The following is a 12,642-nucleotide window of genomic DNA, read 5'->3' as shown; positions in this document are numbered from 1 at the left end:
GATGTTGATTAATATTGATACGGGAAAACCTATTACAAAGATTCCACATAAAAAAAGTTTTGAAGCGTGGCGGAAACAAATTAGTAATGAAGATTACCAAGCTGTAATTAATGAATTGAATAAAAGGATTGATGAGAATCCAGAAGTACATACCGCAGGCTGGATTCCGGGGCACGATTGGACGGGTACTGTATTTTATCCTATTTATTTAGCGTGTAAAAAAGATACAACTGTAGCAGCGCTTTTCTTTGGAATTATCGTTTTTATAGTATTTATGGAACGGCCTGAACAATGGTCATTAGGGCGTTATAAAGTTAATGATCAAGATATTGCTAGTATGACATACTTTAGGATTGGGAGATAAAATACCTATAGAAGATGTAAATTAATCTTATAAATTAATAGATTTCCCCTACTCATATGGGTTACAATAATATGAGTATTTAGAAAGGGGTTGCATGCATGAGTAAGATTGATTTAGCATCACCTGTAGTGAAATGGGTTGGTGGAAAACGTCAATTATTAGAGCGTTTAATGCCATTATTCCCAGAGACATACACTAGCTATTGCGAGCCATTTATTGGTGGTGGTGCTGTTCTATTTGCACTGCAACCACAAAAAGCAATTATCAATGATATTAATAGCGAGTTAATAGGGGTTTATCGAGCTATTAAAGACGATGTAGAGGCATTAATTAAGCGGTTAGCACAATTCGAGAACACAAAAGAGTGCTTTTATGATGTGCGTGGTTGGGACCGTAATGCAGAACTTTATAATCAATTAACAGATATTGATAAAGCTGCGCGAGTTATATTCTTAAATAAGACTTGTTATAACGGACTATATCGTGTAAATAGTGCTGGTGAGTTTAACACACCGTTTGGTCGTTATAAAAATCCTAATATTGTTAATGAAAACACTCTTCGTGCTGTAAATGAATATTTTAATACGGCAGATGTAACAATATTAAATAAGAGCTATTCTGAAGCTGTTCAAGGCTTACCAGCGAATAGTTTTGTTTACTTAGATCCTCCATATGATCCAATATCAGTAACAGCAAGTTTTACTGGATATAATGCAGGTGGTTTTAGTAGAGAAGACCAAGTTGCTTTACGTGATTGTTGCCGTCAACTTGATGCAGCGGGCATAAAATTTATGCTTTCAAACTCTGCTACAGAATTTATACAAGATATTTATAGTGAGTTTAATATTACTATTGTTCCTGCAAAACGTGCTATTAACTCTGTAGGCTCAAAACGCGGCTGTGTTGATGAGGTTGTAGTTAGAAACTATGTGTAAAATATCAAAAGCTAGAAAAATAGATGAAACTTGGGAAAAGTTAAATAAGAAGTATAAAATAGTTGAAACCATTAATAGTATTGGTTACTATAAGATTTCTGCTGATGAGATTAAGGAATTTCAGGAGCCTCGATTAGCTGTTAAATTTGATCATTCTGATGATCGACCAAAACTATTTATGGAACATGATTTATCTATATTACCAATAACTAGAGGTGACTATTATATCTCGCGGATAAAGGCATATCATAATTTTGAATCCATTTCATCAGATATTACTTATTTAAGGCCTCCAGAGCATATTAAGAGTCTAGATATAACATCTATTAATAGTGAAAGCAAAGCTTTAAATATGGCGTATATTTCTGGTATTATTGCAGATTTTTTAAATGATAAAAAATTATTACCGACTGTCTCTGGACGTATGAGTTCAGAAGGATTTGTTTTCCAAGCGGCTGTTGAGGATAAAAAGGCCACTATTAGTTCAGTTGTACAAGTAGAAAACTCTCAAATCGAAATTGATGCGGCATATGAAGGTATTAATAGCCTTGCATTAATGGAAGCTAAACGAGATTTAGCGGAGAATTTTTTGATTCGTCAGCTATATTATCCTTTCCGTACATGGCAAAGAAAAATGGGAAATAAGCCTGTTCGTCCGATTTTCTTGATTTATTCTAACAGTATTTTTTATCTATATGAATATAGATTTAATGATTTACAACACTATAACTCTTTAGAACTAGTGAAGCATAAGAGATACTCTTTAGAAGATACAAATATTTCGGCAGATGATTTGCAAGAGGTATTGGATGAAGTTCGTTTTAATCCGGAGCCATTAATTCATTTTCCACAGGCCGATTCCTTTGAACGTGTTATTAATATCTGTGAATTACTCTATATTAATGATATGGAAAAGGATTCAATTACAGAGGAATATTCCTTTGATACACGTCAATCTTTATACTATTTAGATGCGGCACGATATTTGGGACTAGTTAAGAAAGAAATTACCTCAGATCATCGTTTTTATAGTTTAACTAAATTAGGAAATTCTCTTTTTTCTATGTCTTATAAAGAGCGACAAGCTAAATTAATAGAAACGATTTTATCTTACAAAAGTTTTTATCTAACTTATGAGGCATATCGTAATAATAATGAGATGCCATCTAAGGCTGAAATTGTATCTTATATACGTCAAGCTGGAGTTGTTGATCCAAAGACAGGATTACCATATAGTGATTCTACTAATAAAAGACGTGCTAGTACTGTAAGTGCTTGGGTTCGTTGGATTATAAATACTATTAATAATTAAATATATGGATTTTAGTTGAGTTGTAAAAATAGCTCTACCTCAGTCGAGGTAGAGCTATTTATTTTATCTAAGATTTATTAAATCAAGGCTGCCATTTAGAGTACCCAAATCCCATCATGATAATGCTGACCACAAGCATGCCATTACCAAGGGTAATGGTGCTTTCAGTTGTGGCTAGACAGGTAATAAAGGATCCGATGCCCATAATGATTGTGCCTAGTATAGCAGATAGTTTATGAATTGCCATGATAATCACCCTTTGCTTTCACTAACGACATTAGGTTTCACAATATACGTAATGAGTGCGTACAGTAGGGCACCGCTTACGATTCCGTTCAAGGATGGAAGGCCGAATGGAATGAATTTCACGCACACTAATGCGATGGCCCAAGTGATCCATGGAACTAGATTCCATTTTTTGAAAGTCGCTTTGTGGTAATCGATGTATTTTCCACGATGAACTAGGTAAAAGTCCGCTAAGATAATACCGCATAGTGGTGGAACGATGATGCCTAATGTACTTAAGAATACAAAGAGGGAGTCAATTTTATATGGTTGTGTCATTGTTGCTAATGCAGAGATTGCGATGAGCACGGCTAGCATCATATTTCTGTTTAGTTTGAAAGAGTTAGCTAGGTTCAATGATGTGGAATAGAGGTTCGCACCATTTGTGGTAAAGATATTTGTAGTTAACAATAGTAAGCTTGGGAATACGAGGCCGAAGCTTAAGAGTACGTTAATTAGGTCACCATCATTCATAGCTACGCCTGCGATAGCGCCGCAGCTGATCATCAATGTGTTGCCACCTAATAGACCGATTGTGCTGGCTGTAATAACATCTTTCTTGCTTTTACCATAGCGCATAATATCGGCGATACATGTGGCAGTAGATAAAATCCACGTGCCAATAACGATGGTAATACCTGACAGTAAATCAATAGGTTGCAATGGCACATAGTTAAATAATTCTTGCCAGCCGCCGATTGTTTGAACGGAACGAGCCGCTGTTCCTAGTGACAGGAATACGATAGACGGAATCGCAATATAGCCGAATACGGCGAGAGATTTAATACCGAGAACTGCAAAGATACCCATAATAACCGCACTGAGCATCATCGCAATGACTTCGCCTGTGTAGGAAAGGTTGAATACTTGAGCAATAAAATGTCCATATAAAGCCGCTTGAATAGTGTACCAACCTAGGTTAACGATAGGGACGAAGAGAGATGCGATTCTAGATCCTTCCTGCCCAAAGCTGTATCGAGTCAAAAGGGCGAAGGTAAGGCCTGTTTTATAGGCAATAACACTCACTAGCCCTGCAATGATACATAAGAAAATATTGCCTAGAATCATGGCTAATAGTAACTCATTGAAAGTTAGCCCCGCAGCTAAGCCGCCACCAGCCATCATACTAGTAACAAGAAAAACGAATCCAGTCCAAACAATGGTGAGAGAAAAACAGGACTTCCTTGCCCCTAACGGCACAGGCTCTCTCGAGTACTCATTATCTGTGTTTGTATCAACTGGTTCTACAAACTCTAATTTCTCCTTACTCATACATCTATACTCCTTTACGTAATAAAAAAGCTACCATGATGTGTTTAAGATTTATATAAGCATGGTAGTAAAGACCTATTATGTAGCGTAAATATAGTGAATTTTTCTAATAAAGGATAGATATTTATTGTTTTTATAATCGAATAGTATTTGCCTTCATTAAAACATACTTGGAATTAATATTCAACATATATACTATACAATTTGAGCAATGCTACTATACAAGCTTTGCTTGAGTTATGCTAACTCGTTTTGTATTAATTAATCATAAAGTTAAACGTAAAAAAGCAGTACTATCATATTTTATGGTAGTACTGCCTTTTAGTTTATGAATGATACTGTATTTGATTTAAATTATTTAGAATTGCTAATGTATTATACAAAAGCTTTCATAATAACCATGGAGATCAATGCATTTACAATACTGATTGTCATAAGCATTGGCCAGTATTTTTTAGGTACCTCAACTACACCTAAGAGGCGGCCCATATATTGAATTTGGGAGCCCATCAAGAGAAGTGCTGGAGCCAGAATAGTCACTTGTGTCATATCAAGCGTATTATTGGAAAGTAAGTTAACTGCAACGCCGATACCAGCAGAGTAGGATAGCCAAGCTGTTAATAAGATAGTTACGCTTTCACCAGGAAGACCAAATAGTGCCATTGCAGGGGCAAATAGGTTACCTAAAAATGCCATGATACCTAAGATACGTAATAGCTCGGCAAGAGTGTATGCCATCAATACATTAGGTAATAAGTTTTGAGTGGCTAATGTAAAACCTTTTCGTGCACCACGAATAAATATATCAAATGGATTGTTTGTTTCTTTATTGTTGCTCATCTTTGAAATCCCCCTTGAATACTGTATTAAGTGCGATTCGACATACGACACCACCGAAGAATTTCATAACAAATACTACGATAAGTGGTAGAATAATTGGCACTGTTAAGTACGCAAATATAGCAGATCCAATAGCTACGTAGTTGTTAATCATACCTGCACCGCTATATTGCCATGCTGTCATGATTGTTAATTCTTTGCGGTTAACTAGATTGTTGTCGTAAAGGTCTTTAGTGATCGCTGCACCTGCATCTGTACTTTGTAAGTCAGTAATCATTGCAAGGCCAGTTAATCCAGGGATACCTAAGATAGGTTTCAATAATGGCGTCATTAATTTATGGGCTGCGCGGATTGCACCATAGTGCTCTAAAATTTCAAGCACGCCTAAGGCTAACATAACTGTTGGAGCTAAGCCCAAGGCAAAGAGGAAACCTGCACGAGCACTGACACCACCTTCACCGATAAAGGTGTTTTTTGCAGGATGGGCCATGGTACCAAATTTACCAGAAATAGTCGCAAAGTCTAATGCAGAGAGCCATTTGAAGCCTTCCACATTGTTAAGTAATCCTGAGAAGAATAGGATTGCTACAACTAATGCGATATAGCAACCGATGGTTACCTTCTTGGTGAATTGAGTATAGTTTTTCTCATTGTTAGGGTCACTCATGATTTTCAACCTCCTACATAAAACACTTAGAGTTATATGACTATAAGTATATAGTAGAAATAATATGTCGCGCAAGAGTATTATTTACAAAAGTTATATATATTATTAAAAGTTTTTATTATAACCGAGTTGAAAGCAGATGTTTGTGTAGTATAATTAATGTATTAAATGGTATTCTATAGAACGAGGTATCAGCGATGAGTGAAGTATTAAATTTCTATAATTATTTACATACAATTCCTGAAGAAGGGTTCCAAGAGTTTAAAACTTCTGCTTTTTTAGCAGAAAAGTTGGAAAGTTATGGATATGATGTAACACGCAATGTAGGTGGAAAGACAGGTATTATTGGCATTTATGATAGTGGTAATCCTGGTCCTGTAGTGGCCCTTCGTGCCGACATGGATGCACTAGGTCATATTATCGATGGACAGCATGTATCTCGTCATACTTGCGGACATGATGGACATATGTCTATGTTGTTGGCTGCAGCACAAATTATTAAAGAACAGCAATTGGTAAAACGTGGTAAGTTAAAGATTTTATTCCAACCAGCTGAGGAGCTTGGTTCTGGTGCAACTAGTATGATTAAAGGCGGCGCCATTGATGATGTAGAATATATCTTTGGTGCACATGTACGTCCGTGTGAAGAGGCTGAAAATGGTCAGGCTAGTCCAGCCATTCATTATGCATCCTCCTGCCGTATGGTTATTGCCTTTCATGGTAAACCCGCCCATGGTGCACGTCCGCATTTAGGGATTAATGCTTTGGATGCGGCGGTTCAAGCGGTTAATGCAGTTAATGCCATCCATTTGAAACCGACTGATAATTATAGTGTTAAAGCGACTCGGTTCCTTTGTGACTCTGGTGTAACAAATGCAATTCCTGCTAAAGCCGTTGTTACATGGGACTTGCGTGCTCAATATAATAAAACGATGGACGAGCTTTGCGCTAAGTTTTTACCTGCTATCGAAGGCGCAGCTGCCTCTATTGGTGCAAGCGTTGAGGTTTTGGATTCATTCCGCATTCCTGCAGCAGAGCTAAATGATGAGGCTACGACTTTATTGGCCGAGTCTATCTCTGCTATTCTTGGTGAAAGCAATTGTGTTGATCCGATTTACACACCAGGCGGTGAAGATTTCTTCTTCTATACAGTAGAAAAACCAAGTCTAAAAGCTGGATTTTTTGGTCTTGGATGTAATTTGCGACCAGGCTTGCATCATCCTGATATGAGCTTTGATACTAGTGCTTTAGAAAATGGTGTTTCTATTTGGCTGAACTTAGTAGAGCGGTTATTAGGTGAATAACGTTTTTTATTAGAACCATTAACATGATTAGATAGTCTCTATTGTGCTAATGGTTCTATTTTTATTTGACTAACTTTATTTCTTACTCCTTTATCTATGCATCATAGTTATTTTTAAATTCTTCATGAATGTGTTATTGTTATATTTATAATGAGTTAAATGCAATTTATATCGTTGAGCGGTATAGGGTGCAATCGAATACATTACGTATATTGTTATTAGTTTTAATAGAATAGTGAAATGTATTAGCCCACAGTGTGCTAGTGTGTTTCTTTGGATGTGAATATGGTTCAATCAATAGAGCGTGGTATTGAGATACTCAAGTTGTTAGAGGCGGGCCCGCTTGGTGTGACTGAGTTGGCGAATGCGACGGCGTTGCCGAAGACGACGGTCCATCGGTTGCTCAAGACCTTTGAGGCGCATCATTGGGTTGAGTTCAATAGGAACAAGAAGTATCAGTTGTCTTGGGGCGTTTTGCCTATGGCAAAGTCCTTCCTTACGTCTTTGGATGTGCGTGCCATTGCGCAGCCATACATGGTGGCTATCCGCGATCAGTTGCAGCAGTCCGTGAATTTGTTCTTGGCGCAGGGCGATTATCGCATCTGTATCGAGCGCGTTGCGGCGGACAAGCCCTTGCGTAACGATATTAAGATTGGCACGGTGTACCCTATCTTTAAAGGGGCGGCCGGCAAGATTTTTGGAGCCTATCTAGGGGATTTCAAGGATACTGATATGAGTGCTAGTGAAAGCGCCCAAATTCGTCATGATGGGTATGTGGTAACACGAGGCAATCGCGTACCTGATGCGGCATCGATGGCAGTGCCTATCTTCTCCTTTGGCAATAAGCTAGAGGCGGTGATGACTATCTCTGGTCCTATAGGGGACTACACGGAAGAACGCGTCAAAGAGTATCTATCTGTTATGATGGTATTAGGTCAAACCATTTCTAAACAAATGGGGGCGACCTTGTAAATTTTTTGTCCGATATTTGGAATAGTGTTCCATAATACGGAACATTTATATCTGTTGTTATATAGGCTTGTATTTGTAGTTATAGTTAGGTTTTTATAGTGTGTATGTTGGAGGTAGAAATGAGTCAGCTTTTACAAGAGATTGAAGCATTAAGACAGCCCATGAAGGAGTTGAACGATTTCATTTTCGATCATCCAGAGCTCGGGAACGAAGAGTTCCAAGCCCATGAGTTGTTGACGAATTTATTAGAGAAGGAAGGTTTCACTGTAGACCGTGAGGTAAGTGGCCTGAAAACGGCGTTCAGAGCAGTGTACCACGTAAACGGTGGCGGTCCTAAGATCGGTTTGCTTTGCGAGTACGATGCCCTTGAGGGCCTAGGCCATGCTTGTGGTCACAATTTACAAGGTCCATCCATTTGTACGGCGGCGATTGCTTTGAAACGTACGTTGCAAGCACCTTGTACGCTAGTTGTGTACGGTACGCCTGCAGAGGAAACGGCGAGCGGCAAGCTCGTTATGGCTCGCGAAGGCGTGTTTGACGATTTAGACCTAGCTTTCATGATGCACGGCAGCGATACGACGACGGTAGACGGCAAGTCTTTGGCGTTGAATCTCGTGAATATCAAGTTCCATGGCAAGTCTGCTCATGCGGCGATTGCTCCTGAGAAGGGTATCAGTGCTCTTGATGCGGTATTGTTGTTCTTTAACGGCATGGAATATTTGCGTGAGCACGTGCCTACAGAGGTTCGCATGCACGGTATCATCACTGATGGTGGCAAGGCGGCGAACATCGTTCCAGATTATGCGTGCACTCAATGGTATATTCGTTCTTCTAGTCGGATTCGCCTCGATGAGATTGTGGAGCGTGTAAAAAATGTAGCTCAAGGTGCAGCTCTACAAGTGGGCGCTACCATGGAATGGGAAGAGGTTAAGGCATACGACAATAAAGTTAATGTACAAACCTTGAACGATATACTTTTAAAAAATGCGGAAAAGGTAGGGGCTCCAGAGATTTCTGAGCCTCGCAAGGTGACGGGATCTACCGATTTCTCTAGCGTGACGTTCCGCGTGCCAGGTGCGTGCTTGCGTGTGAAATTCGTAGGCAAGGGCGTAACGAGTCATTCTCAGGAATGGTTAGATAATGGTAGAAGCCAGCTCGCTGAGGACGCTATCATGTATGGTGCGAAGGGAATTGCTTTATCTGTTGAGGAAATCCTTGAAACACCAGGTTTGTTAGAAAAAATAAAAGAAGATTTCAAACAGGCAAAGGAAAACTTCTAAGTATTGTGTTGTGAATGGAGGGAACATGTATGAATTTGTTAGTTTGTTTATTGGTTATTGCCATAACGGGGACGCTGGTTATTAAGAAGTTTAAAGCGCAAACCGTATTGTTGTTAGGCGGTCTTATTATGATGTTCGCAGCTTATTTGTTAGGCTATACGACATCTTTCGTAGAAGCGAAGAAGGCCACAGGGGTTCTTTTCTTTGATGCTTTTGAATTCATTAACATTACGACGGCCAAAGATGCGGCAAACCTTGGTCTCATGATCATGACTTGTACAGGTTTCGCCAAGTACATGGACCACATTGGTGCCAGTTCTCGCCTCGTTGTAACAGCCATTAAACCGCTTGGTAAAATGAAATCTGCGTACCTAGTAATGGCGCTTACATTTATCCTCAATATGTTTATGTCCCTAGTTATTCCAAGTGCGTCTGGCCTTGCGATGCTCATGATGGTGACAATCTTCCCAATCCTTGTGCGCTTAGGTGTTAGCCCTGTAGGTGCTGCAGCAGCTGTTGCTACAGGTCATTTGCTCGATATCGGTCCTGCATCTGCTACTACATTACTCGTATCTAAAACAGTAAATATGCCTGTTCATGAATACTTTGTTGGCTATCAGTTGAAAGTCTATATTATCTGTGGTTTAATGGCTGCTATTGCTCATTTTGTATGGCAAAAATATTTAGATAAAAAATCTGGACATGTTCCTGCAGAATATGTGGAAGCTCATAAATCTGATGAACTTGAAGTGGGTCCATTACCTTATATTTTCTTGCCATTATTACCATTAATCTTTATCCTTGGTTTCAGTGACTATGGTATTCAAGGTGTTAAGATGAACGTAAACCTTGCAATGTTCCTTAGCTTATTCATTGCTATGGGTTGCGAACTCATTCGTCATCGTGACTTCCGTAAAATGGCGGCTAGCATCCAAACCTTCTTCAAAGGCATGGGCGACCAATTTGCAAACACTGTAACATTGATCGTTGCTGGTGAAACATTCGCCTTCGGTTTGACTTCATTGGGAATCGTAAAAGAATTCGTTGCCGCTATTCAAAGCCTTGCCATCTCCGCTGACGTAGTAGGTGTTATCGTATCTACAATTATTACAGGCTTAAGTATCGTAATGGGCTCTGGTGTTGCATCTATGTTCGCATTTGCGCCACTCGTTCCTAACTTTGCGGCTGACCTAGGTGGTAATGCAACAACTATCCTTCTTGGCATGCAAAATGCAGCCAGCGTAGGCCGTCTACTTAGCCCAATCAGTGCTGTTATGATCGCCGTAGCTGGTATCGCAAACATCTCTAGCTTCGAACTCGTAAAACGTACAAGCGTACCTGTCATTGTTACGTTCATTACAAGTACAATTGCTATCTGGATTATTCACTAATCCTACACAAGATTTTATTGGTACATAGCAATTAACATGCGAGTGTAAATAAAAATAAGTCATTAATGACAAAATATGTAAACTACTAAAGACTCTACCTTATTTTGAGGTAGAGCCTTTTTAATTATAAAATGAATTTAAAATGAAAATTTCGTTGACTAGCTGGCTTTCACTATCTATAATGAATATGAATTAATATAGATAATTTTTAACAGATTTATAAATATAAGTGTAAATGTAAATAGTATATAAGGGGAAAGAGAGAGTATTATGAAAATATATAAAGCCTTATTAATAGGTAGTGTATTAGGGACAATTAGTATGCCAGTAGTGATGGCTGATGTGTATAATAATGTCAATTTAGGGATGGATAATACCATTGTGGCTAATACATCTGCTAATGTAGCGGTAGGTAATATGAATACTACGGATATTTGGGGGATTGCCGTAGGTTCTAATAATACCGCTAAACTTGGCACTATTGCCGTTGGTCGTGATAATACGGGGGATGACAATCAGGTTATTATAGGCACGAATAATACAGCTACAGGTCCGAGACATAGACAATCGAGTGGTACGGGTAACTTTGTAGCAGGCGATCATAATGTAGTAGAAGGTGATTCATCCATTGTTATTGGCCGCTATAATAGCGCTATATCCGAATATGCACTTCAGCCGATTACAATTATTGGCAATACTTCGACTGCTAAAAGTAATGGTATCGTCATCGGTTCTAATTCAGAGGCAGATACTGGTAATATTGCGATTGGTAATCATGTTCGTGCTATTGGTAGACCTGGTAAGGTGGATCCTAATAATATATTTAAGTTCTTACATTCTGATGCTAAACGAGATTCCTATAGCTTGGTTTCTTTTGGTGGAAGACAGGTGAAAGGCGTAGAGCCAGGTGCTATGACTGAAACCTCTATGGATGCTGTAAATGGGGCTCAATTGTATAGCGTAGCCAAAGAGGCTATGCGTCATTCGACGGTGGCTGCTGAAGATTATACATATGATATTATTGTGACTGAAGGTAAGAACCCAGATGGCTCGACTAAGTACAAGCTTAAGATGGCCGATAATTATGTAACCTCTAAGATTCCTACGGTTAATAGCAGTTTTAATATTACGGTAGACAAATATCGAGAGTTCAACACGTTAAAAGATAATTATTATGTGTCTTTGAATTCAGATTTGGAGAACTTAAATTCCGCTCAGTTTGCTGAACATGAGTACCCTTATAGTGTGCCTGCAGCGGATGCAAATACATCTGAAATAAATAGTAACGAAGTACGATTTGATAATCGTCGAGCTAAATTAGGCTCCTCTTTGACTGCACAGAGTGTTCAGTTTAATGCTGAGCATAGTACGTCTTCTTTAGATAGTACGTTTTTGATTTTCAAAAATAGTATTAATGGTAATACGAGTACCTTTGGTCCGAGTGGCTTTTTTAGTGAAACAAAGGATGGCAAGCGAATCGAGTTTTCCTCTGAGTACATTACCGCAGGGAACCAGCAAATCCATGATGTGGCTAAAGGCGTTGATGATACGGATGCGGTGAATGTGGCACAGCTGAAAGATGTAGAACGAAAGATTACCAATATTGATTCTAATGTCATTAATCAAGCTCGGACGTATACAGATGGACAAGTTGCCAAAGTGGGAGCTGGTGCAGCGGCGCTAGCTGGACTCCATCCACTAGACTATAATCCAAATGATAAGTGGAGCTTTGGCATTGGTTTTGGTAATTATAAAAATGCGAAAGCAACGGCACTAGGCGCATTTTATCAACCTAATGAACATACAATGTTTAACTTAGCTACGACTCTCGGTGATAGTCGTAACATGGTGAGCTTAGGTGCGAATGTGAAAGTAGGTTATCAAGATCCAACCCTCAAAACGAGCCGCTTTGAAATGGTGAAACAAATCAAAGAACTACAAGCTGACAATGCATCACTGCGCGCTGAAGTAGAGGAAATTAAAGCAGCATTGAAAAAATTACAGTAACTATATAATTTAT

General features: G+C 38.9%; 12 protein-coding genes. 8 read left to right on the top strand and 4 right to left on the bottom strand.

Annotated elements, in window-relative coordinates:
* Position 1: 1 nt before the first annotated feature.
* The 3 genes from VEHSUH06_RS08885 to VEHSUH06_RS08875 all read left to right on the top strand — a co-directional run bounded on the left by VEHSUH06_RS08885 (position 2) and on the right by VEHSUH06_RS08875 (position 2,611).
* The gene (locus tag VEHSUH06_RS08885; protein ID WP_105098595.1) at positions 2–364 is read left to right on the top strand and encodes a hypothetical protein; all 363 of its coding nucleotides are present in this window, start codon (positions 2–4) and stop codon (positions 362–364) included.
* 98 nt (positions 365–462) lie between these two features.
* Positions 463–1,299 carry a DNA adenine methylase gene (locus VEHSUH06_RS08880; protein ID WP_105098594.1) on the top strand — a complete coding sequence of 279 codons (837 nt, stop codon included), beginning with the start codon at positions 463–465 and terminating at the stop codon, positions 1,297–1,299.
* Positions 1,292–2,611 carry a transcriptional regulator gene (locus tag VEHSUH06_RS08875; RefSeq protein ID WP_105098593.1) on the top strand — a complete coding sequence of 440 codons (1,320 nt, stop codon included), beginning with the start codon at positions 1,292–1,294 and terminating at the stop codon, positions 2,609–2,611. Before VEHSUH06_RS08880 ends, VEHSUH06_RS08875 begins: the two co-directional genes overlap by 8 nt.
* A gap of 82 nt (positions 2,612–2,693) precedes the next feature.
* Here the strand turns inward: VEHSUH06_RS08875 and VEHSUH06_RS10810 are convergent, their stop codons facing one another.
* From VEHSUH06_RS10810 to VEHSUH06_RS08860, 4 genes are all read right to left on the bottom strand, one after another.
* Entirely contained in the window at positions 2,694–2,858 is a 165-nt protein-coding gene (locus VEHSUH06_RS10810) for a hypothetical protein (protein ID WP_009351567.1), read from the bottom strand.
* Between the two features lie 5 nt (positions 2,859–2,863).
* Positions 2,864–4,168, bottom strand: coding sequence for a cytosine permease (locus VEHSUH06_RS08870; protein WP_009351565.1), 1,305 nt, complete (start codon positions 4,166–4,168; stop codon positions 2,864–2,866).
* A 375-nt stretch (positions 4,169–4,543) separates the two neighbouring features.
* On the bottom strand, positions 4,544–5,008 hold the full coding sequence (locus VEHSUH06_RS08865) for a YjiG family protein (protein ID WP_105098592.1): 465 nt from the start codon (positions 5,006–5,008) through the stop codon (positions 4,544–4,546).
* Complete coding sequence (locus VEHSUH06_RS08860; protein ID WP_105098591.1) at positions 4,995–5,675, bottom strand: nucleoside recognition domain-containing protein; 681 nt, start codon at positions 5,673–5,675, stop codon at positions 4,995–4,997. Before VEHSUH06_RS08860 ends, VEHSUH06_RS08865 begins: the two co-directional genes overlap by 14 nt.
* A 197-nt stretch (positions 5,676–5,872) precedes the next feature.
* Between VEHSUH06_RS08860 and VEHSUH06_RS08855 the strand changes: the two genes are divergently transcribed.
* The 5 genes from VEHSUH06_RS08855 (at position 5,873) to VEHSUH06_RS08835 (ending at position 12,629) form a co-directional block, all read left to right on the top strand.
* Positions 5,873–6,979, top strand: a complete 1,107-nt coding sequence (locus VEHSUH06_RS08855) for an amidohydrolase (protein ID WP_105098590.1) — start codon at positions 5,873–5,875, stop codon at positions 6,977–6,979.
* 285 nt (positions 6,980–7,264) lie between these two features.
* On the top strand, positions 7,265–7,951 hold the full coding sequence (locus tag VEHSUH06_RS08850; protein ID WP_233187928.1) for an IclR family transcriptional regulator: 687 nt from the start codon (positions 7,265–7,267) through the stop codon (positions 7,949–7,951).
* A 119-nt stretch (positions 7,952–8,070) separates the two neighbouring features.
* Entirely contained in the window at positions 8,071–9,231 is a 1,161-nt protein-coding gene (locus tag VEHSUH06_RS08845; protein WP_233187927.1) for a M20 family metallopeptidase, read from the top strand.
* 29 nt (positions 9,232–9,260) lie between these two features.
* Entirely contained in the window at positions 9,261–10,622 is a 1,362-nt protein-coding gene (dcuC, locus tag VEHSUH06_RS08840; protein WP_105098587.1) for a C4-dicarboxylate transporter DcuC, read from the top strand.
* A gap of 270 nt (positions 10,623–10,892) precedes the next feature.
* The gene (locus VEHSUH06_RS08835; protein ID WP_105098586.1) at positions 10,893–12,629 is read left to right on the top strand and encodes a YadA-like family protein; all 1,737 of its coding nucleotides are present in this window, start codon (positions 10,893–10,895) and stop codon (positions 12,627–12,629) included.
* Positions 12,630–12,642 lie beyond the last annotated feature (13 nt).

Source organism: Veillonella sp. S13053-19, assembly GCF_002959835.1.
GTDB classification, from domain to species: domain Bacteria; phylum Bacillota; class Negativicutes; order Veillonellales; family Veillonellaceae; genus Veillonella; species Veillonella rogosae.
The sequence above is the reverse complement of the archived record's forward strand: the minus strand, read 5'-3'. Positions and strand labels throughout refer to the sequence as shown.

Coding starts and splice junctions, on each gene's coding strand:
- VEHSUH06_RS08885 (WP_105098595.1), top strand. CDS start 2: ATGTTGATTAATATTGATACGGGAAAACCTATTACAAAGATTCCACAT.
- VEHSUH06_RS08880 (WP_105098594.1), top strand. CDS start 463: ATGAGTAAGATTGATTTAGCATCACCTGTAGTGAAATGGGTTGGTGGA.
- VEHSUH06_RS08875 (WP_105098593.1), top strand. CDS start 1,292: ATGTGTAAAATATCAAAAGCTAGAAAAATAGATGAAACTTGGGAAAAG.
- VEHSUH06_RS10810 (WP_009351567.1), bottom strand. CDS start 2,858: ATGGCAATTCATAAACTATCTGCTATACTAGGCACAATCATTATGGGC.
- VEHSUH06_RS08870 (WP_009351565.1), bottom strand. CDS start 4,168: ATGAGTAAGGAGAAATTAGAGTTTGTAGAACCAGTTGATACAAACACA.
- VEHSUH06_RS08865 (WP_105098592.1), bottom strand. CDS start 5,008: ATGAGCAACAATAAAGAAACAAACAATCCATTTGATATATTTATTCGT.
- VEHSUH06_RS08860 (WP_105098591.1), bottom strand. CDS start 5,675: ATGAGTGACCCTAACAATGAGAAAAACTATACTCAATTCACCAAGAAG.
- VEHSUH06_RS08855 (WP_105098590.1), top strand. CDS start 5,873: ATGAGTGAAGTATTAAATTTCTATAATTATTTACATACAATTCCTGAA.
- VEHSUH06_RS08850 (WP_233187928.1), top strand. CDS start 7,265: ATGGTTCAATCAATAGAGCGTGGTATTGAGATACTCAAGTTGTTAGAG.
- VEHSUH06_RS08845 (WP_233187927.1), top strand. CDS start 8,071: ATGAGTCAGCTTTTACAAGAGATTGAAGCATTAAGACAGCCCATGAAG.
- dcuC (WP_105098587.1), top strand. CDS start 9,261: ATGAATTTGTTAGTTTGTTTATTGGTTATTGCCATAACGGGGACGCTG.
- VEHSUH06_RS08835 (WP_105098586.1), top strand. CDS start 10,893: ATGAAAATATATAAAGCCTTATTAATAGGTAGTGTATTAGGGACAATT.